This window comes from Kocuria sp. NPDC057446 (genome assembly GCF_042802875.1).
GTDB lineage: Bacteria > Actinomycetota > Actinomycetes > Actinomycetales > Micrococcaceae > Kocuria.
Genome location: NZ_JBHVDI010000066.1, coordinates 1 through 18,314 on the forward strand (window position 1 = coordinate 1; position 18,314 = coordinate 18,314).

An 18,314-nucleotide genomic window follows, 5' to 3' on the forward strand; every position below is an offset into this window, starting at 1 on the left:
GCACCCGGGACGGGTGCGGGGCTCCTGCTCAGCCGGTGCGCGGGACGCGGCTCAGATGAGCGTGACGCCGGTGGCCTGCGGGCCCTTCTGGCCCTGGCCGATCTCGAACTCGACGCGCTGGTTCTCCTCGAGGGTGCGGAAGCCCCCCGACTGGATCTCCGAGTAGTGGACGAAGACGTCCGAGTCGGAGTCGTCGGGGGTGATGAAGCCGAAGCCCTTTTCGGCGTTGAACCACTTGACGGTGCCCTGGGCCATGAAGATCTCTCCTTGCGAGATGGTGCGAAACGTGTGCACAGGTCGTGCACGGAAGGGCGGTACCACGAGATGAGCCGAGGGCCGCGGTCTCCGTTCCCGGGGGAGGAGGACCAGGGCCAGGGTCGAACGTCACGCTCGCCTACCCGTTCTGCGAGCATGCAAGACATGGAACGAAGAACAGGATCAGCTTCACACACTCCCCGGGGGCGGTCAACGTTGTTCGCCTGCTGATCATCGCGTGTTGCGCCCTGTTGGCCGGGCGCGTGACCGCTCCCGCGCCCGGCGGGGGAGCCGGGCGCCGGTCTCAGAAGAGGCGCGAGCCGCTGTCGTCGAGTCCGCGCATCTCGTCGTAGTCGAGGGTGAGGCACGCGATGCCCCGGTCCTCGGCGAGCACCCGGGCCTGGGGCCGGATCAGCTGGGCGGCGTACACCCCGCGCACGGGAGCCAGCAGGGGGTCCCGGTTGAGCAGCTCGAGGTACCGGGTGAGCTGCTCGACGCCGTCGATGTCGCCGCGGCGCTTGAGCTCGACCGCCACGGTGGCGCCCGAGGCGTCGCGGGCGAGGATGTCGACCGGCCCGATGGCCGTGGGGTACTCGCGCCGGACCAGGGTGTGCCCGGAGCCCAGACGGTGGATCTGCTCGGCGAGCAGGCGCTGGAGGTCGGCCTCGACCCCGTCCTTCACCAGCCCGGGATCGGTGCCGAGCTCGTGGGAGACGTCCTCGTGGATGGCGAAGACCTGGATCACCAGGCGGTCGTCGCTCTTGGCGGCCTGGACGGTCCACGTCTGCAGCACGCCCTCGGCCGCGAGCTCCGCCTCGGGCTCGCCCACGTGCAGGCGGGCCGGCGGGCTCATCCAGTTCAGGGGCTTGTAGCTGCCGCCGTCCGAGTGGACGAGCACGGAACCGTCCGCCTTCACGAGCAGAAGGCGCCGGGCGGCGGGCAGGTGGGCGCGCAGACGCCCTTCGTAGTCGACGGAGCAATCGGCAATGACAAGACGCACGCGGACCAGCCTAGCGCTCCGCGGCGGCCCGCCCGGACCCCCGGCGGGACGGCCCCCGTGTGAGACGATGGCGCCGTGCCCCGCTCCAACCACTCCTCGCGGCGCCGCCACGGCGGCGCCGGCCCGCGTGCCAGCAAGTGGCAGCGCGGCGCGGTGCAGGAGCCGTGGTCGGTCGAACGGGTCCTGGAGCCGGCGCCCACCGTGGAGCGCTCGGCCGACGGGGACTGGCTGGTCCGCCACGTCCGGCCCGCCAACGCGGTCAAGACCTACACCTGCCCCGGTTGCGGCCGGTCGATCCCGCCGGGGATCGCGCACCTCGTGGTCTGGCAGCAGGACTCGCTGCTGGGGGCGCGCAGCGCCTTCGAGGACCGCCGGCACTGGCACGAGCGCTGCTGGCGCACCCGCCGCTGACGCCCGGCCCGCCGGACCGCACGCACCGGGCCCGCCGTCACGCCGGGAGCGGACATGGTGCCGCGCCGGTGGCCGCGCCGCCCCCCGGGGGCCGATAATCGTGGAGGACCCGCGGCGCCCGCCGTGCCGCCGCCGCGGACCGTCGCCCCGGACCGGCGACGCCGACCACCGACCCAGCACCCGACGGCCGAGCGGACCGCCGAGCCCGTCGTCGAGCTTTCAGGAGACGCCCCGTGAACGAGTTCCAGCACCAGCAGCCCCGCCGCCCCGCCGAGGCCGCCGCGCCGCCGCAGGAGGCCGCGCTTCCGTCCTCGGTGCGGGGAGCCGTGGACCTGGGCGCCGCGCCCGCCGCCGGGGCCGGCGCCCCGTCCACGGGCCAGGACCGGGCCGGCGGGTACCGCCGGGAGGTGACGACGGCCGACTTCCAGGACGTCGCCCAGCTCTCCGCCCAGGTGCCGGTCGTGTTCGCCCTGTGGGCCCGCTTCAGCCAGCAGTCCGTGGCGTTCACCGACACTCTGGAGCAGGTCGTCGACCGCTACGGGGGACGACTTCTGCTGGCGTCGGTGGACGCCGAGGCGTCCCCCGAGATCGCGCAGATGTTCCAGGCGCAGTCCGTGCCCACCGTGGTGGCGCTGCTCGGCGGACGGCCTGTCCCGCTGTTCAACTCCACCGTCCCGCCCGAGCAGGCGGCCCAGCTGCTCGACGAGCTGCTCGCGCTCGCCGAGCAGAACGGCATCACGGGCAGCGTCGAGCCCGCGCGCGCCGAGGACGAGCCGGAGCCGCTGCCCCCGCTGCACCAGGAGGCCGTGGACGCCCTCGAGGCCGGGGACGTCGACGCCGCCGAGGCCGCGTACCGGAAGGCGATCGCCGAGAACCCGGGGGACCGGGAGGCCAAGCTCGCCCTCGCCCAGGTGCACCTGCTCCAGCGGGTGCTGCCGCTGGACGCCGCGACGGTCCGCGCCGAGGCCGCCGCGGCCCCGGACCACGTCGCGGCCCAGCTGGCCGTGGCCGACCTCGACGTCTCGGGCGGCCACGTGGAGGATGCCTTCCGGCGGCTGCTGGACCTGGTGCGGCGCACCGCCGGGGAGGACCGGGACGCGGTCCGGCTGCGGCTGCTCGAGCTCTTCGACGTGGTGGGCGCCGAGGACCCCCGCACGGTCACCGCCCGGGGCGCCCTGATGCGCGCCCTGTTCTGAGCCCGTGCCCGTGAGGGCCCCCGCGGGACCGGGCCGGTCCCGCAGGGGCCTCCCGTGCGGTGGCACCCGGCCGACCCGGGCCGGCCCGGATCCGTCGCACGACGGAGCCCCGGCCCGCGCGGGCCGGCCCGGATCCGTCGCGCGCCGGAGGCGGGCCCGGTCCCGGCCTGCCTACGCTGGTGGCATGAGCCACCAGCACTTCCCGCAGGCCGTCCCCGCACGGGCCGGCGCACCGGCACCGACCGCACCGGCGGCGCCCCCGCCCGGCGGTCCGCCGGCCCTCAGCGTGCGCGGCATCGCCCGCGTCTTCGGCCGCCCGGGCACCCCCGAGGCCAAGGTGGCCGTGGACCGCGTGGACCTCGACGTCCCCCGCGGCTCCTTCTTCGGCCTCGTGGGGCGCAACGGCGCCGGCAAGACCACGATGCTGTCGATGGCCACGGGCCTGCTCCGCCCGACGGCGGGCACCGCCCGCGTGGCCGGTGTCGACGTCTGGGCCGAGCCCCGCCGGGCCAAGCAGCTCATGGGGGTGCTCCCGGACGGGCTGCACCTGTTCGACCGGCTCACCGGGCGTCAGCTCGTCACCTACTCCGGACTGCTGCGCGGCATGGACCGGGACGTCGTGGCCGAGCGCACCGACGACCTGCTGCGGGCCATGGACCTGGTGGCGGACGCCGGCACGCAGGTCCAGGACTACTCCGCCGGCATGACCAAGAAGATCGCGCTGGCCGGCGCCCTCATCCACGCCCCGAGCCTGCTCGTCCTCGACGAGCCGTTCGAGTCCGTCGACCCCGTCTCGGCCGCGAACATCCGCGAGATCCTGCACGGCTTCGTGGCCGCCGGCGGGACCGTCGTCGTCTCCAGCCACGTGATGGACCTCGTGCAGCGGATGTGCGACCACGTCGCCGTGATGGACGGGGGCCGCGTGCTCGCCGCCGGGACGGTCGACGACGTCCGGGCCGGGGCCACGCTCGAGGACCGGTTCGTGGAACTGGTCGGCGGGCGCCGAGAGGCGGGGGAGGGCCTGTCGTGGCTGCGCCCGGAGTGAGCCGCGATCTCGCCCCGGCCCCGGAGGGCCTCGCCCCCGCCCGGGCGGGCACCGCTGCCCTGGCCTGGCGGCTCGTGGGCCTCAAGGCGAGGATCCTCGTCAACACCCTGACCCGCAGCACCTGGGTGCTCGTGGGGACCGTGCTGGGGGCCGCCTACTTCGTCTTCCTGCTGGGCCTGGCCGTGGTCGCGCTGTTCCTGCTCGGCCGCCAGGACCTCTCCCTGGTGCGCACCGTGCTCGTGCTGGCCGGGACGGCGGCCACGCTGGCCTGGTGGCTGCTGCCCGTGCTCGCGGCGCGCGCCGACGCCACGCTGGACCCGGCCCGTCTCGCCCTCCTGCCCCTCTCCGTGGGGCAGGTGCAGTGGGGCCAGGCGCTCGGGGCGCTCGTCGGCGTGCCCGGCGTGCTCACGGCCGTGGCGCTCGTGGCCACCGTGAGCTCCTGGCGCTCGTCCGCGCCCGCGCTGCTGACGGCACTGCTGTGCGTGCCGCTCGCGCTGGCCCTCCTGATCACCGGCTCCCGCTGCGTCACGGCCCTCGCCACCGGGCTCGGCCGGCGCCGGCGGCTCACGGAGCTGGTCTCGCTGGCCGCGCTCGTGCTCCTGGTGCTGCTCGGTCCCATCCTCGCCGGCGTGCTCAGCGGGCTGGAGCGGCTGTGGGACCGGCTGCCGCAGTACGCCGCGGTGCTGGCATGGACCCCTGTCGGAGCCCTCTGGGCCGTCCCGGAGGACGTCGCGGCGGGACGGTGGGCGGCCGCCGCGGCGCGGCTGGCCCTCACGGTCCTGACGGTCGTCGCCCTCGTCGTCGTCTGGCGGGAGGCCCAGGAACGGGCGCTCACCGGGGCGGCCGGCGGGCGGGCCGTCGCCCCGCGCACGGGTGCCGCCGGGGCGGGGCTGCTCGACCGAGGGCCCCGGCGTCCGTGGGCGGCCGTCGCGGCCCGGTGCCTGGTCTACTGGGTCCGTGATCCCCGCTACGCGGCCGGCCTGCTGGTCATCCCGGCGCTCGCCGTGCTGATCTGGTTCTCCCGCGACCCGGACGGCGGCGGCGTCTTCCTCTACGCCCTCGGCCCGATGATCGCGGCGCTCCTCGCGTACCAGATCTCGGGCGACGTGTCCTACGACAACACCGCGCTGCACCTGCACGTCCTCTCCGGCCTGCGGGGTGTCCACGACCGGGCGGGCCGGGTGCTCGCACTGCTGGTGATCGCCGTGCCGCTCACGGCCCTCGGACTGCTGCTGCCGTTCGCGGTCGAGGGCCGCTGGCAGCTGCTGCCCGGGGTCGCGGGCACCGCGCTGATGGCCCTGCTGGGCGGGGCGGGACTGTCCTCGGTGATGTCCGCCCGCTACACCTATCCCGTGGCCCCGCCCGGCGCGTCGCCGCTGAAGACGCCCCAGGGCTTCACCGTCCTGAACGTCCTCGTGCAGTTCGTGGCGCTGGGGCTGATCCTCGTCCTCGTGCTGCCGGCCGCCCTCCCGCTCGTGGTCCAGCTCGTCACCGGCGACCCCGTGTGGGGCTGGGTGTCGCTCACCGCCGGCGCGGTCCTGGGCCCCCTGCTGTGCTGGGGCGGGATCGTCCTCGGCGGGCGCTGGTACGACCGGCGGGCCCCCGAGCTGCTGCAGGAGGTCGCCCAGTTCCGCTGAGCCGGACGGCAGGTGCCGGAGGGCAGGTGCCGGACGGGCGGCGCGGACCGGCAGGTGCCGGGCGCACGCGGGCCGGCGGCGACGGGGTAAACTGGCGCCCATGCATGTCTCAGCGGCGACCACCGGCACCCCGACGAACGGCCTGGACGACAGCCCCTACGGCACCGACCCGGCGCAGCCGGCCGGGGGCACCTCCACGATCGAGCGGGAGGAGACCCGGGAGCTCCAGGAGCCGGGCGACCACGAGCGCTTCGCGCACTACGTGCGCAAGGAGAAGATCATGGAGTCCGCCCTCTCCGGCGAGCCCGTGATCGCCCTGTGCGGCAAGGTCTGGGTCCCCGGCCGCGACCCGCAGCGGTTCCCCGTGTGCCCCACCTGCAAGGAGATCTACGACGGCCTGCGCCCCCCGAACGACCAGGGCGACGACCAGGGCTGAGCACCGCCTCCCGAGCAAGCGCCCGCCGCCGGCGGGCGCTTTTGCGTGGCACGCCGCCGCGCCCCCGTCTTCCGCCGCGGCCACGAGGCCGCGGGCCCCCGAGCGAAAGGACGTCGCCAGAGTGTCCCAGGACGACCAGCTCTCCCTGTTCGGCGCAGCCGCCGCCGACCTCCCCCCGGCCTATCCCGACCGCGCCGCGTGGGGCACCGCCCCCAAGCTGCGCGCCTGGCAGGCGGAGGCGCTGCAGCGCTACTTCGAGACCCAGCCCCGGGACTACATGGCCGTCGCGACCCCCGGGGCCGGCAAGACGACCTTCGCGCTGCGGGTGGCCAAGGAGCTCTTCGACCGCGGGACCGTCAACCGGATCACGGTGGTGACGCCCACCGACCACCTCAAGCGGCAGTGGGCGGACGCCGCCGCACGCGTGGGCCTCGCGATCGACCCGAACTTCAAGAACGCGGACGGCTCCCACGGCCGGGACTACCTGGGCGCGGCGGTGACCTACTCCCAGGTGGCGATGAAGCCGCTGCTGCACCGGGCGCGCACCGAGGCGGGCCGCACCCTGGTGATCATGGACGAGATCCACCACGCCGGGGACTCGCTGACGTGGGGCGACGGGCTGCAGGAGGCCTTCGACCCCGCCGCCCGCCGACTCGCCCTGACCGGCACGCCCTTCCGCTCGGACACCGCGCCGATCCCGTTCGTGCGCTACGTGGAGGACGGGGACGGCATCCGCCGCTCGAGCTCCGACTACACCTACGGCTACGGCGACGCCCTCAAGGACCACGTGGTCCGGCCCGTGATCTTCCTCGCCTACTCCGGCCAGATGCGCTGGCGCACCAGCGCGGGGGAGGAGATGGCCGCGGAGCTCGGCGAGGGCTTCACGAAGGACATCACCGCGCACGCGTGGCGCACCGCGCTCGACCCGAACGGGCAGTGGATCCCGTCCGTGCTCCAGGCCGCGGACCAGCGGCTCACGGAGGTGCGGCGCACCGTGCCGGACGCCGGGGCCATGGTCATCGCGACCGACCACCAGGACGCGAAGGCCTACGCCGCGCAGCTGCGCCGGATCACCGGGGAGAGCCCCACCGTGGTCCTCTCCGACGACAAGGGCGCCTCGGACCGGATCGACGAGTTCTCCGCGGGCGACGGCCGGTGGATGGTGGCCGTGCGCATGGTCTCCGAGGGCGTCGACGTGCCCCGGCTCGCCGTGGGCGTGTACGCGACGTCCACGTCCACGCCCCTGTTCTTCGCCCAGGCGGTCGGGCGCTTCGTGCGCGCCCGCAAGCGCGGGGAAACGGCCTCCGTCTTCCTGCCGTCCGTGCCGGCGCTGATGCAGCTGGCCAACGAGATGGAGGCCGAGCGGGACCACGCCCTCGACAAGCCCGCCGCCGAGGAGACCGGCCTGCCCGCCGATCCCCTCGAGGAGGGCTGGGACGACGACCTGCTCGAGGAGGCCAACCGGGAGGAGAAGGCGTCCGCGGCCCTCGCGCAGGGCCGCTTCGAGGCCATCGGCTCGGACGCGTCCTTCCACGGCGTGCTCTTCGACGGCGGCGCCTTCGGCGGCGGCGTGGCCGTGGGCTCGGAGGAGGAGGCCGACTTCCTGGGCATCCCCGGCCTGCTCGAGGCCGACCAGGTCTCCGCGCTGCTCCGGGAGCGGCAGTCCCAGCACGCCCGCCGGCGCCCGGGCTCGGCCCGGGCCCCGGAGCCGCCGGCGGTGCCCGACCACCGGCGGCTCAAGGAGCTGCGCGCCACCCTGTCCAAGAACGTCTCGGCGTGGGCGTCGCGCACCGGCACCCCGCACGGAGTGGTCCACAACGAGCTGCGCCGCGTGTGCGGTGGCCCCGCGGTGGCGCAGGCCAACGAGGTCCAGCTGCAGGCGCGCGTCAAGAAGCTCCAGGACTGGTTCGTCGGGCGCAAGTAAGCCCTCGCCCGGGACATGCCGGGGCGTCCGAGACCGGCCCGCGGCCGGTCCCGGCTCAGGACCGGACGATCTCGACCCCCGCGTCGGCCATCTCCCGCAGAGCGCGCTCCGTGCTCTCCTCGGCGACGCCGGCGGTGAGGTCCACCAGCACCCGGGTGTCGTAGCCGGCCTCGACGGCGTCCAGGGCGGTCGCCCGGACGCAGTGGTCGGTCGCGAGGCCCACGATGTCCACGGCCTCGATCTCGTGCTCCCGCAGCCAGTCGTCGAGGCTCACGTCGGGCTCGTCGTCGACGTCCTCGTCGTCGCCCATGGGCACGTCCGCGTCCGGGGCGAGCAGCCCCTCGAAGCCGGAGTAGGCGGCGTCGTGCTCGCCCTTGCGGAACCACGCCTGGATCCAGTCCGTGTCCAGGTCGGGGTGCACGTGGGCGCCGCGGGAGTCGGCGACGCAGTGCACGGGCCAGGACCGCACGTAGTCCGGCTCGTCGGAGAAGTGCGCCCCGGGGTCGACGTGCCAGTCCTGGGTGGCGGCGACGGCCGCGTAGTCCCCGTGGTGGTCCTCCAGGTGCTCCGACACGGCGGCCGCCACGGCCGCGCCCCCGGTGACGGCCAGCGAGCCGCCCTCGCAGAAGTCGTTCTGCACGTCGACGACGATCAGTGCGGTCCTCATGGTGTTCCTCCCTCGGTTCGGTGCTTCTCGTGCTGTGGCCGGCGTCCGGCGGCGGGCGCCGGGCGTCCTGCTCGGCGGGACCCGTCCGGGGCCGTCGGCCCGGTCGGCCCGCTCAGGCCGGGGCCTCCGGTCCCAGGACGGTCGGGATCACGGGGTCGCCCTCGCTGAGCCTGCGGGCCGAGCGGGGCAGCTCCGCCACGGACGCCGCGTGCCGCTCCCGGGCCCGACGGACCCCGGCTGGCCCGGTCCAGCCGTCGAACAGCTCGCCGTCGCGGACGAAGTCCTCCAGCAGCGCCCGGTCGTCGCCGTCGTCGTCGGGCAGCCGGCCGATCCCGACCAGCTCGTGGGTCGCCGTGCCGTGCTCGTCCCGGCGCCGCAGCGCGTGCTTGCGCCCGCCCACGGAGACCTTGCCCTTGGCGGCCTTCGCGACGGGGCGCAGCTCGCCGGAGGAGTCCTCCCGGGCCACCAGCTTGTAGACCATCGACGACGTCGGCGCGCCGGAGCCGGTGACCACGCGGGTGCCGACGCCGAAGGCGTCGACGGGCGCGGCGTTCAGGGCCGCGATCGCGTACTCGTCGAGGTCGGAGGTGACGGTGATGCGGGTGTCCGGGTTGCCGAGCTCGTCGAGGAGCTCGCGCACCCAGGCGGCCTGGGTCACGAGGTCGCCCGAGTCCAGGCGCACCCCGCCCAGCTCGGGCCCCGCCAGCTCCACGGCCTTGCGGACCGCGGTCTCGACGTCGTAGGTGTCCACGAGCAGGGTGGTGCCCCGGCCCATGGACTGGAGCTGGGCGCGGAAGGCGTCCTCCTCCGAGTCGTGCAGCAGCGTGAAGGAGTGGGCGGCCGTGCCGACGGTCCGGATCCCCCAGCGGTGCCCGGCCTCGAGGTTCGACGTCGAGTCGAACCCGCCGATCACCGCCGCCCGCGCGGCCGCGACCGCCGCCTCCTCGTGGGCGCGCCGGGAGCCCATCTCGATGCACGGGCGCCCCGCCGCGGCGCCCACCATGCGGGAGGCGGCCGAGGCCACGGCGCTGTCGTAGTTGAGCACGGACAGGAAGTACGTCTCGAGCACGCACGCCTCGGCGAACGTGGCCTCGACCACGAGCAGCGGCGACGAGGGGAAGTACACCTCGCCCTCGGCGTAGCCGGAGATCGACCCGGTGAACCGGAAGCCGGCCAGGTAGTCCATTGTGGCGCGGTTGACCACACCGGTGTCGGCGAGGAAGCGCAGCTGCTCGTCGCCGAACCGGAAGCTGTCGAGCCCCTCGAGCAGGCGTCCCGTGCCCGCCACCACGCCGTAGCGACGGCCGGCCGGCAGCCGCCGGGCGAAGACCTCGAACACGCAGCGCCGCTGCGCGGTGCCGGCGTGCAGGGCGGCCTGCAGCATGGTCAGCTCGTAGTGGTCGGTCATCAGGGACGTGGGCGGCGGGGCCCACCGGTGGCTGCGCTGGTTCACGGGCACCACTCTAGCGACGCCGCCGGTGCCCCCGGCGCCCGGCACTCGCTACGATGGACGGACCATGCACTGCACTGCTCCCACCGCCGCCCGCCCCGCGGCCACCGCCACCCCGGAGACCGGCACCCGGCCCACCGGCGCGACGTCCCCGGTCACGGAGACCGAGACCGAGACCCCGTGGAACGTCGTCGTGTGGGACGACCCCGTCAATCTCATGAGCTACGTGACGTACGTGTTCCGCTCGTACTTCGGCTATCCGGAGGAGAAGGCGCGGTCCCTCATGCTGGAGGTCCACCACCACGGGCGCTCCGTGGTGGCCAGCGGCTCCCTGGAGGAGGCCGAGACCCACACCGCGGCGATGCACGGCTTCGGCCTGTGGGCCACCTTCGAGCAGGCGGGGGGCCGCTGATGGCGCAGGGCTTCCGGTCCACCCGCCGGGGCATCACCGCCCGCTTCGAGGAGCCGGAGAAGGAGCTGCTGCAGAAGCTCTTCGCGGACGTCGCCCAGGCGCTGGTCCCCGAGCAGCCGGCCTCGGAGGACCCGCTCGAGCGGATGCTGGGCGTGTCCGGGGACGCGGAGCTCCCCGAGGACTCCGCGCTGCGGCGCCTGCTGCCCGACGGCAGCCTGGACCCGGAGCGCGCCGCCGAGTTCCGCCGGTACACGGAGCGGGGGCTGCGGGAGTCCAAGCGGGGTGTGCTGCGGCAGGCCGCCCTGGCGCTGGAGACCCAGCCTGTGCGGCTGGACGCCCAGCAGGCGCAGGCATTCGGCCAGGCGCTCAACGACGTGCGGCTGGTGCTGGCGGACCGGCTGGGGATCCGGAGCGAGGCCGACGCCGAGCGCGTGGGCCGCTACGACGACTGGTCCGCGATCGAGGATGTCGAGACGTACATGTCGCTCCTGTACAACTTCGTCTCGTGGTTGCAGGAGACCCTCATGGAGGCCCTGCTCCACGACCTCCCCCGAGGCTGACCGGCCACGACGTCCCCGGGGGCCTCCGCCGCGGCGGGTGGTGCCGCACGTCACGGCCGCGCGGCCGCGGCGCGGTTTGGGGCGGCGGCACGCCCGGGACTACGCTCTTGACGATATGCAGGATGACGACGTCTTCGGGACCGGCGGCCGGACCGCACGGCGCCCCAACCCCGGTTCACCCATCGGCGTGTTCGACTCCGGGGTGGGCGGTCTCACCGTGGCCCGCGCCATCATCGACCAGCTGCCCCACGAGGAGATCGTCTACGTGGGCGACACCGCCCACGGCCCCTACGGGCCGCTGCCGATCGCCGAGGTGCGCGCGCACGCCCTGCGGATCATGGACGAGCTCGTGGACTCGGGCGTCAAGCTGCTGGTGATCGCCTGCAACACGGCCTCCGCCGCCGTCCTGCGCGACGCCAGGGAGCGCTACACCCGGGTCTACGGGATCCCCGTGGTGGAGGTCATCCAGCCGGCGGTGCGCCGGGCGGTCGCCTCGACCCGCAACGGCCGGATCGGGGTGATCGGCACCGAGGCGACGGTCGGCTCCCGCGCCTACGACGACACGTTCGCCGCCGCGCCGCACCTGCGCATCGACTCGGTGGCCTGCCCGGCGTTCGTCGACTACGTGGAGGCGGGGGTCACCACGGGCCCCGGTCTGCTGGCCACGGCGCAGGCCTACCTGGACCCCCTGCGCGCGGCGGACGTGGACACCCTGGTCCTGGGCTGCACGCACTACCCGCTGCTCACCGGCGTGATCTCCTACGTCATGGGCGACGCCGTCACGCTGGTCTCCAGCGCGGAGGAGACCGCCAAGGACGTCTACCGGGCCCTGGTGGGCCACGGCCTCGAGCGGGACCCGAGCCTGCCGGCCCGGCACGAGTTCCTCGCCACCGGGGACGCGGCGTCCTTTGAGGTCCTCGCCCGGCGGTTCCTGGGTCCGGAGGTCGCCCGCGTCCGGCACACCAGCTCGGTCGCGGAGCAGTACCCCACGGGCTCCCTCGCCCGGATCACCCCGGAGATGATCGGCGGCACCGGCCCGTCCGCGCCCTGAGCAGCACCGCGGCCGGTGCGGCCGCCGTCCCACCGGCCCACCCTCGGAAGGCACACGCTCCATGAAACTCACCATCGTCGGATGCACCGGCTCCTTCGCGGGGCCGAACTCGCCGGCCTCCTGCTACCTCGTCAGCGGCGAGGACGACGAGGGGCGGACCTGGCGCATCCTGCTGGACATGGGCAACGGCGCCCTCGGCGTGCTGCAGCGCCACATCGACCTGCACGACATCGACGCCGTGCTCGTCAGCCACCTGCACCCCGACCACTGCATCGACCTGGCCGGGCTGCACGTGGCGATCAAGTGGGACCCCCGGGGCTGGGGCCGCCCCCCGATCCCCCTGTGGGCGCCCACCGGCCTGCACGAGTACCTCAGCAGCACCCACGGGCTCCCCCCGGAGCCCGGCATGCACGGCGAGTTCGACTTCCACACCTGGGCCCCCGAGGAGCCCGTGCGGGTGGGGCCGTTCGCGATCACCCCGTTCCTGGTGGAGCACCCGACCCCCGAGCCCTACGCCCTGCGCATCGACTACGACGGCGTCATGGGCCCCAGCACCCTGACCTACTCCGGGGACACCGACGCGTGCGATGGCCTCGTGCGTGCGGCCCGGGACGCCGACGTCTTCCTCTGCGAGGCGGCCTACCACGAGGGGCGCGACGACGCGCTGCGCGGCATCCACCTCACCGGCCGGCGCGCCGCGGAGGCCGCCCGGGACGCCGGGGCGCGCCAGCTGCTGCTGACGCACCTGCCGGTGTGGAACTCCCCGACCCGGGCCGTGGAGGAGGCGCGGGAGGTCTTCGCGGGACCCATCGGCGTGGCCGAGCCCGCCTACACGTACCGGATCGTGCGCCGGGGCAGCGGCCGTCCCGCGGCCGCCGTCGGGCCGTGAGCGCCGCCGGGGCCCGGGCCGGGCGCGCGGGGCCGAGGGGTAAGGTGGAGCACATGGACTCTTCCGCAGCCCCGACCGCGCCGGCCCCCTCGACCTCCGGGACGACCCGGTCGGACGGCCGCTCGCCCGGCGAGCTGCGGCCCATCACGATCACCCGCGGCTGGTCCCAGCAGGCGGAGGGCTCCGCCCTCATCGAGTTCGGCAGCACCCGGGTGCTGTGCACCGCGTCCGTGACCGAGGGGGTCCCGCGCTGGCTCAAGGGCGAGGGCCGCGGCTGGGTGACCGCGGAGTACGCGATGCTCCCGCGGGCCACGTCCACCCGTTCCGCCCGCGAGTCCGTGAAGGGCAAGATCGGCGGCCGCACCCACGAGATCTCCCGGCTCATCGGCCGCTCCCTGCGCTCGGTCATCGACCTCTCCGCCCTGGGCGAGAACACCGTGGTCCTCGACTGCGACGTCCTCCAGGCCGACGGCGGCACCCGCACCGCCGCCATCACCGGCGCCTACGTGGCCCTCGCCGAGGCCATCGGCTGGGCACGGGCCGAGGGGCTCGTCGCCCGCCGCGCGCAGCCCCTCACCGACACCGTGGCCGCCGTGTCCGTGGGGATCATCGACGGCGTGCCGATGCTCGACCTCCCCTACGTCGAGGACGTCCGGGCCGAGACCGACATGAACGTGGTGGTCACCGGTTCCGGCGACTTCGTGGAGGTGCAGGGCACCGCCGAGGGCGCCCCCTTCGACCGCGCCGAGCTCGACGCCCTGCTCGACCTCGCCCTGGCCGGCTGCGCCCAGCTCACCCAGATCCAGCTCGAGACCCTCCGCGAGGCCGACGATGGCTGAGCACACCGGCGCACGCGTGGTGCTCGCCACGCACAACCGCGGCAAGCTCGCCGAGTTGCGCGACCTGCTCGCGGCGGCGCTCCCCGGGGCCGACGTGGAGCGGCTCGTGGTCGACGCCGCCGCGGCGGGCGCCCCCGACGTCGTCGAGGACGGCACCAGCTTCGAGGCCAATGCCCTGCTCAAGGCCCGCTCCGCCGCCGCCGCGACCGGGCTGATCGCCGTGGCCGACGACTCCGGCCTGGCCGTCGACGTGCTGGGCGGGGCTCCCGGGATCTTCTCCGCGCGCTGGTCGGGCCGGCACGGCGACGACGCCGCGAACCTGCGGCTGCTGCTCGCCCAGCTCTCCGACGTCCCCGACGCCCACCGCGGCGCGCAGTTCGTGTGCGCCGCCGCGCTCGTCACCCCGGAGGGCCACGAGCACGTGGAGACCGGGTCCCTGCGCGGCGCCCTGCTGCGGGAGCCGGTGGGGGACGGCGGCTTCGGCTACGACCCCGTGCTGCGCCCCGACGGGCTCGACCGGTCCTGCGCCGAGCTCACCCGCGCGGAGAAGAACGCCATCAGCCACCGCGGGCGGGCGATGCGGGCCCTGCTGCCGCACCTGCTGTCCGCCCTCGACCCCACCGTCGTCCCCGACTGACCCACGTCCGAACCGAGGAATCTGACCATGCCCTGGTCGCAGCTCCACCACCTGCCGTTCGCCGGCGCCGTCGAGGCCGTCCTGCGCGAGGCCGGCATGAGCGCGGACCCCAGCCAGTGGGAGGTGCATGCGGGAGGGTCCGCCCACGTGGTGGTGAACGTGGGCCACGTGATCTCCGTGCGGATCGCCAAGAACGCCACCGTCTGCGAGCACGTCCAGCGCCGTACGGAGGTCCTGCGGCGGCTGCCCCGCTTCTCGTTCGCGACCCCGCGGCCGCTCACCGGCGTGGTGGTCTCCCACGGCTACACCGGGGTCGGCCTGACGTGGCTGCCCGGCCACCCGCACCCGCCCGGACACGGGGACCCGGCCGCGCTGCACCGGGTGCTGACCGAACTGGCCGAGGTGGACCCCTCCGGCTTCGCGCGCCACCTCGACCGTCCCGGTCAGCACTGGGGCGGCCACCGGCGGCGCCACGTGCTGCTGGACGAGGTCATCCCGCGGCTGCTGCCGCGCAACCAGGAGGCCGCGCGGCGGGCCGTCGCGGAACTCGCGGCGCTGCCCACCGTGGCGCCGACCCTGGTCCACGGGGACCTCATGGGGCACAACATGCTGTGGGAGGGGGACGAGCTCACGGGCATCATCGACTGGGACCACGCCTGCCTGTCCGACCCCGCGCACGACGCCGCGTCCCTGGGGCTGTGGTACGGCTGGGACACCCTGCGCGCGGCCGTCTCGGAGAGCGTCTACGAGCGGGCCCGGCTGCACGCCCGCACGTTCCCCCTGCAGGCGGTCGCGTACGCGCTGCACCACGACCTCGACACGGCCCAGGTCAACCAGTCCGTCGCCCGGGCCGACGACTGGATCGAGACCAACCTGCGCGGCGTCTGCACCTGAGCGGGGCCAGTAGGCTGTTCCGGTGCCGTTCCCCGCTTCCCCCGCCACCACCCCGACCCCTGTCGCGGCCTCTCCCACGACCTCCGCCACGGTCGGCACCGCCACCGGTGCCCGGACCGCCGCGGACCCGTCGTCCCTCTCCTTCACCGCGATCGACTTCGAGACCGCGAACCGCTTCATCGGCTCGCCGTGCGCCGTGGGCCTCGTGCGGGTCCGCGGCGGCAGGGTGGTGGCGGAGTGCTCCGCGTACATGCGCCCACCGCGCACCCGGGCGGGCTTCGACCCCGGCAACATCCGCGTCCACGGGATCACCGAGCGCACGGTCGCGGGCCACCCGGGATTCGCCGAGCTGTGGCCGCGGATCGAGGAGTGGATCCTGGCGGAGGACCCCGACGAGCTCGTGGTCGCGCACAACGCCCGGTTCGACATGGGGGTCATCCGTGCCGCGTGCGCGGAGACGGGCACGGCGCACGCCCCGCTGGCCTACGCGTGCAGCCTGGCGCTGGCCCGGCGCGGCTACGACCTGCCGTCCTACGCGCTGCCCCGGGCGGCCGAGGCCGCCGGGGTTCCGCTGCGCCGCCACCACGACGCCCTCGAGGACGCGCGGGCGTGCGCGGGCATCGTGGTGGACCTGGTCCACCGGTCCGGCGCGGGCACCGTCCGGGAGCTGCTCGCCGGCGCGGGGCTGAGCGTCAGGCGGCTGGTGGCGCCCCCACTTCCCTGAGCCAGCGCTCGGCCGTCGCCGACACGGCGTCCACGGCGTCCAGCCGGGCGCGCCACTCCGGCGGCAGCGCGGCCGTCCCCAGCGCCGCACCCGTGACGGCGCCGGCGATCGCGCCCGCCGCGACGGGGTCGCCGGGGCGGACCGCGGCGGGATCCACCGCGGCACGGTCCGTGCCCGGTTCCGCTCCGCCCGGTCCCGTCCCGCCCGGGACCGCTGTGGCCAGCTCCACGGCGCGGCGGAACACGGCCTGGGGGTCCCCGGCGCCGGGGGCCTCGGCCTCCGCGCGCAGGGCCGCGCCGAGCCCGCCCGCGAGGACCTCCGGGGCCGCGCCGCCCGCACCGACCAGCCGCCGGAGCGACTCGGGGTCGAGCTCGTCCCGCCCGGCGGCGCGCACGGCGTCGTCGAGCCGGGCGAGGGTCTCGGCGACCGGCCGTGTGAGGTGCTCCGCGGTCTCGCGGGCGGCGGCCACGGCCGCGGCGACCGGCCGCGGCAGGCCCTCCCGGCGGGCCCGCACGGCGGCGTGCACCACGAAGCCGTGGACGGCCGCCGCGGTCTGTGCCTCGGGGTGCCCGTGGGTCAGCGCCGCGCCGTTGATGGCCAGCGGGGCGAGCGTGCGCCAGCCCACGTGGGGCAGGAGGCCGAACGGGGCCGAGCGCAGCACCGGCCCGGCCCCCTTGGCCTCCGGCAGCAGCGGGCGCTCGACCTCGCCCATCCGCCCGGACCGCAGGGCCTCCAGCGCCGTCCCGTCCGGCTCGCGGACGGCGTGCAGGACCTCGTGCTCGTCGATCCCGCGAGGCAGGGGGCGCGGCGCCTCGGCCGGGTGGCGCTCCCCCTGGGTGCCCAGCCAGCGCAGGTAGGCGAGCCACAGGCACGCCGTCTCGTCGGCGGCATGGCCCTGGTTCGCCCACTCGACGACCTCCTGCAGCGCGTCCAGGGTGTAGAGCGCGAGCTGGGTGCCGCCGGCGATCCGCAGCTCCGCCGCGGGTCCGTCGGCGCCCGCGCCGGCCGTTCCGTGGCCCGGATCCCGGTCGGCGCGCCCGCGGGCGCCCAGCGCCTCGCCGATCGCCCCGCCGAGCAGGGTGGCGCGCACGGAGTCGGCGTACTCGGGCCAGGCGGGGTCGAGGCCGGTGTCGGGGGAGAGCAGGGGAGCGGGCATGCGGTCAGTGTAGTCGCCGCCGGTGCGGCGACCGGCCGGGTTCACCTGCCCTTCAGGGGACTGTGGTTGCATGGCACGGGCGCCCGGCGCCCGGCGCCCCGCCGGCACGGCACCCCCACCGTGCCGCCCCGATCCCCGAGGAGAGCTCCATGAGTCAGCACGTTCCCGGCACCACCGCGCGTCCCGGCGCCGGCGGCACCGCACGGGCCGCAGGCACCGACGACGCCGCCCACGGCGGCAGGCCCCCCGCCCGCGGCGCGGAGGGCCTCGCGGCGCCCGTGCCCGTCGCCGCCCGCAAGGAGACCGTTCCCGCGGGCGCACCGGAGGCCGCCTCCGCGCCGGCCCGGTGGGCCGCCGAGTTCGCCGGAACGGCGCTGCTGGTCTTCGCCGGTCTGGGCACGGGCATGTTCGCCACCGAGGTCATCGACTCGGCGCTCGGCTTCGGCCTCGGGCTGGTCGCCGCGATCGTCGCCTTCGGACACGTCTCCGGAGGGCACTTCAACCCCGCCGTGACCCTCGCCGCGGTCGTGGCCGGGCGCACGCCCGCGAGCGTGGCGATCGGCTACGTGGTGGCTCAGGTGCTGGGCGCACTGGCCGCGGCGGGTCTGCTGTGGGCGGTGCTCGTCACCCTGCTGGACTCCTCGACCACCGCGCAGGTCCTCGGCGCGGTCTCCAACGGCTTCGGGGAGAACTCGACCTCCCAGGCCGGGTGGACCACGGTGCTGCTCGTCGAGTTCGTGGCGACGGCCCTGTTCGCGCTCGTGGTCCTGGGCTCCACCGCGCCCCGGGCCAACGCGGTGCTGGCCCCCGTGGCCATCGGTGCGGCCCTCGTGTTCCTGCTCACGATCACGGCGCCGTTCGACGGCGGGTCGCTGAACCCGGCCCGCTCGACGGGGGCCGCCGTGGTCGCCGGCGCCGGCCACCTCGGTCAGCTGTGGCTGTTCTGGCTCGCCCCGCTGCTGGGCGGTCTGGTCGCCGGTCTGGTCCACCGCGCAGCGGCCCTCGCCGGGCCCCGCCGCCGGGCCGGTGAGCCCGCGGCGGCCGACAGCGACCCGGTGATCGACAGTGCCCCGGCGTCCGACGGCGCCCCGGCGGGCTCCTCCGCCCCGGCCCGGGAGCGGTGAGCCGGCG

Annotated in this window: 20 protein-coding genes; 15 read left to right on the forward strand and 5 right to left on the reverse strand. The window is 75.5% G+C overall.

All coding sequences use genetic code 11. The annotated features are described in order from the left end of the window. Positions 1-51: 51 nt before the first annotated feature. Complete coding sequence (locus tag ACFU0Y_RS09730; RefSeq protein WP_017833253.1) at positions 52-255, reverse strand: cold-shock protein; 204 nt, start codon at positions 253-255, stop codon at positions 52-54. A 304-nt stretch (positions 256-559) separates the two neighbouring features. Then, positions 560-1,255, reverse strand: coding sequence for an endonuclease NucS (gene nucS, locus ACFU0Y_RS09735; protein ID WP_380214287.1), 696 nt, complete (start codon positions 1,253-1,255; stop codon positions 560-562). A gap of 75 nt (positions 1,256-1,330) precedes the next feature. On the opposite strand from nucS, the gene ACFU0Y_RS09740 reads away from it, so the two are divergent. The 6 genes from ACFU0Y_RS09740 (at position 1,331) to ACFU0Y_RS09765 (ending at position 7,904) form a co-directional block, all read left to right on the forward strand. After that, a complete protein-coding gene (locus ACFU0Y_RS09740) occupies positions 1,331-1,666 on the forward strand; it encodes an ATP/GTP-binding protein (RefSeq protein WP_380214288.1) in 336 nt (111 codons plus the stop codon). A gap of 233 nt (positions 1,667-1,899) precedes the next feature. Next, the gene (locus ACFU0Y_RS09745; protein WP_380214289.1) at positions 1,900-2,862 is read left to right on the forward strand and encodes a tetratricopeptide repeat protein; all 963 of its coding nucleotides are present in this window, start codon (positions 1,900-1,902) and stop codon (positions 2,860-2,862) included. Between the two features lie 184 nt (positions 2,863-3,046). Beyond that, positions 3,047-3,907, forward strand: a complete 861-nt coding sequence (locus ACFU0Y_RS09750; protein WP_380214290.1) for an ABC transporter ATP-binding protein — start codon at positions 3,047-3,049, stop codon at positions 3,905-3,907. Then, positions 3,889-5,544, forward strand: coding sequence for a hypothetical protein (locus ACFU0Y_RS09755; protein ID WP_380214291.1), 1,656 nt, complete (start codon positions 3,889-3,891; stop codon positions 5,542-5,544). The genes ACFU0Y_RS09750 and ACFU0Y_RS09755 overlap by 19 nt, the downstream gene beginning before the upstream one ends. Positions 5,545-5,644: 100 nt before the next feature. Next, the gene (locus ACFU0Y_RS09760; protein ID WP_157571420.1) at positions 5,645-5,980 is read left to right on the forward strand and encodes a DUF3039 domain-containing protein; all 336 of its coding nucleotides are present in this window, start codon (positions 5,645-5,647) and stop codon (positions 5,978-5,980) included. 121 nt (positions 5,981-6,101) lie between these two features. Then, positions 6,102-7,904 (forward strand): DEAD/DEAH box helicase, encoded by a 1,803-nt coding sequence (locus ACFU0Y_RS09765; protein WP_380214292.1) that lies wholly within the window; start codon positions 6,102-6,104, stop codon positions 7,902-7,904. A 55-nt stretch (positions 7,905-7,959) separates the two neighbouring features. Here the strand turns inward: ACFU0Y_RS09765 and ACFU0Y_RS09770 are convergent, their stop codons facing one another. Together ACFU0Y_RS09770 and ACFU0Y_RS09775 are read right to left on the reverse strand one after the other, a co-directional pair. After that, positions 7,960-8,571, reverse strand: coding sequence for an isochorismatase family protein (locus tag ACFU0Y_RS09770; protein WP_380214293.1), 612 nt, complete (start codon positions 8,569-8,571; stop codon positions 7,960-7,962). Between the two features lie 112 nt (positions 8,572-8,683). Next, positions 8,684-10,033: a nicotinate phosphoribosyltransferase gene (locus tag ACFU0Y_RS09775; protein WP_380214294.1), complete on the reverse strand. Its 1,350-nt coding sequence runs from the start codon at positions 10,031-10,033 to the stop codon at positions 8,684-8,686. A 55-nt stretch (positions 10,034-10,088) separates the two neighbouring features. Here ACFU0Y_RS09775 and clpS point away from each other — a divergent pair, with 55 nt between their 5' ends. From clpS to ACFU0Y_RS09815, 8 genes are all read left to right on the forward strand, one after another. Next, positions 10,089-10,433, forward strand: coding sequence for an ATP-dependent Clp protease adapter ClpS (gene clpS / locus ACFU0Y_RS09780; RefSeq protein ID WP_380214295.1), 345 nt, complete (start codon positions 10,089-10,091; stop codon positions 10,431-10,433). Continuing rightward, entirely contained in the window at positions 10,433-10,993 is a 561-nt protein-coding gene (locus ACFU0Y_RS09785; RefSeq protein ID WP_380214296.1) for a DUF2017 domain-containing protein, read from the forward strand. Before clpS ends, ACFU0Y_RS09785 begins: the two co-directional genes overlap by 1 nt. 115 nt (positions 10,994-11,108) lie before the next feature. Beyond that, a complete protein-coding gene (gene murI / locus ACFU0Y_RS09790; RefSeq protein WP_380214297.1) occupies positions 11,109-12,044 on the forward strand; it encodes a glutamate racemase in 936 nt (311 codons plus the stop codon). A 61-nt stretch (positions 12,045-12,105) separates the two neighbouring features. Further along, positions 12,106-12,933 carry an MBL fold metallo-hydrolase gene (locus ACFU0Y_RS09795; protein ID WP_380214298.1) on the forward strand — a complete coding sequence of 276 codons (828 nt, stop codon included), beginning with the start codon at positions 12,106-12,108 and terminating at the stop codon, positions 12,931-12,933. A 53-nt stretch (positions 12,934-12,986) separates the two neighbouring features. Continuing rightward, positions 12,987-13,772 carry a ribonuclease PH gene (rph, locus tag ACFU0Y_RS09800; protein ID WP_380214299.1) on the forward strand — a complete coding sequence of 262 codons (786 nt, stop codon included), beginning with the start codon at positions 12,987-12,989 and terminating at the stop codon, positions 13,770-13,772. Further along, complete coding sequence (gene rdgB / locus ACFU0Y_RS09805) at positions 13,765-14,409, forward strand: RdgB/HAM1 family non-canonical purine NTP pyrophosphatase (RefSeq protein WP_380214300.1); 645 nt, start codon at positions 13,765-13,767, stop codon at positions 14,407-14,409. The genes rph and rdgB overlap by 8 nt, the downstream gene beginning before the upstream one ends. Positions 14,410-14,436: 27 nt before the next feature. Further along, positions 14,437-15,303, forward strand: a complete 867-nt coding sequence (locus tag ACFU0Y_RS09810) for a phosphotransferase family protein (RefSeq protein ID WP_380214301.1) — start codon at positions 14,437-14,439, stop codon at positions 15,301-15,303. A 22-nt stretch (positions 15,304-15,325) separates the two neighbouring features. Next, entirely contained in the window at positions 15,326-16,027 is a 702-nt protein-coding gene (locus ACFU0Y_RS09815) for a 3'-5' exonuclease (protein WP_380214302.1), read from the forward strand. On the opposite strand, the gene ACFU0Y_RS09820 is transcribed toward ACFU0Y_RS09815, so the two are convergent. Beyond that, positions 15,996-17,183 carry an ADP-ribosylglycohydrolase family protein gene (locus ACFU0Y_RS09820; RefSeq protein WP_380214303.1) on the reverse strand — a complete coding sequence of 396 codons (1,188 nt, stop codon included), beginning with the start codon at positions 17,181-17,183 and terminating at the stop codon, positions 15,996-15,998. The two genes, ACFU0Y_RS09815 and ACFU0Y_RS09820, sit on opposite strands and share 32 nt — an antisense overlap. A gap of 149 nt (positions 17,184-17,332) precedes the next feature. Here ACFU0Y_RS09820 and ACFU0Y_RS09825 point away from each other — a divergent pair, with 149 nt between their 5' ends. Further along, positions 17,333-18,307, forward strand: coding sequence for an aquaporin (locus tag ACFU0Y_RS09825; protein WP_380214304.1), 975 nt, complete (start codon positions 17,333-17,335; stop codon positions 18,305-18,307). Positions 18,308-18,314: the final 7 nt, after the last annotated feature.

What these genes read in the sequence shown, in the direction of transcription:
- ACFU0Y_RS09770 (WP_380214293.1), bottom strand. Translation starts at nt 8,571, where the DNA reads ATGAGGACCGCACTGATCGTCGTCGACGTGCAGAACGACTTCTGCGAG.
- clpS (WP_380214295.1), top strand. Translation starts at nt 10,089, where the DNA reads ATGCACTGCACTGCTCCCACCGCCGCCCGCCCCGCGGCCACCGCCACC.
- ACFU0Y_RS09825 (WP_380214304.1), top strand. Translation starts at nt 17,333, where the DNA reads ATGAGTCAGCACGTTCCCGGCACCACCGCGCGTCCCGGCGCCGGCGGC.
- ACFU0Y_RS09785 (WP_380214296.1), top strand. Translation starts at nt 10,433, where the DNA reads ATGGCGCAGGGCTTCCGGTCCACCCGCCGGGGCATCACCGCCCGCTTC.
- ACFU0Y_RS09795 (WP_380214298.1), top strand. Translation starts at nt 12,106, where the DNA reads ATGAAACTCACCATCGTCGGATGCACCGGCTCCTTCGCGGGGCCGAAC.
- ACFU0Y_RS09820 (WP_380214303.1), bottom strand. Translation starts at nt 17,183, where the DNA reads ATGCCCGCTCCCCTGCTCTCCCCCGACACCGGCCTCGACCCCGCCTGG.
- ACFU0Y_RS09730 (WP_017833253.1), bottom strand. Translation starts at nt 255, where the DNA reads ATGGCCCAGGGCACCGTCAAGTGGTTCAACGCCGAAAAGGGCTTCGGC.
- ACFU0Y_RS09810 (WP_380214301.1), top strand. Translation starts at nt 14,437, where the DNA reads ATGCCCTGGTCGCAGCTCCACCACCTGCCGTTCGCCGGCGCCGTCGAG.
- murI (WP_380214297.1), top strand. Translation starts at nt 11,109, where the DNA reads ATGCAGGATGACGACGTCTTCGGGACCGGCGGCCGGACCGCACGGCGC.
- ACFU0Y_RS09760 (WP_157571420.1), top strand. Translation starts at nt 5,645, where the DNA reads ATGCATGTCTCAGCGGCGACCACCGGCACCCCGACGAACGGCCTGGAC.
- rdgB (WP_380214300.1), top strand. Translation starts at nt 13,765, where the DNA reads ATGGCTGAGCACACCGGCGCACGCGTGGTGCTCGCCACGCACAACCGC.
- rph (WP_380214299.1), top strand. Translation starts at nt 12,987, where the DNA reads ATGGACTCTTCCGCAGCCCCGACCGCGCCGGCCCCCTCGACCTCCGGG.
- ACFU0Y_RS09750 (WP_380214290.1), top strand. Translation starts at nt 3,047, where the DNA reads ATGAGCCACCAGCACTTCCCGCAGGCCGTCCCCGCACGGGCCGGCGCA.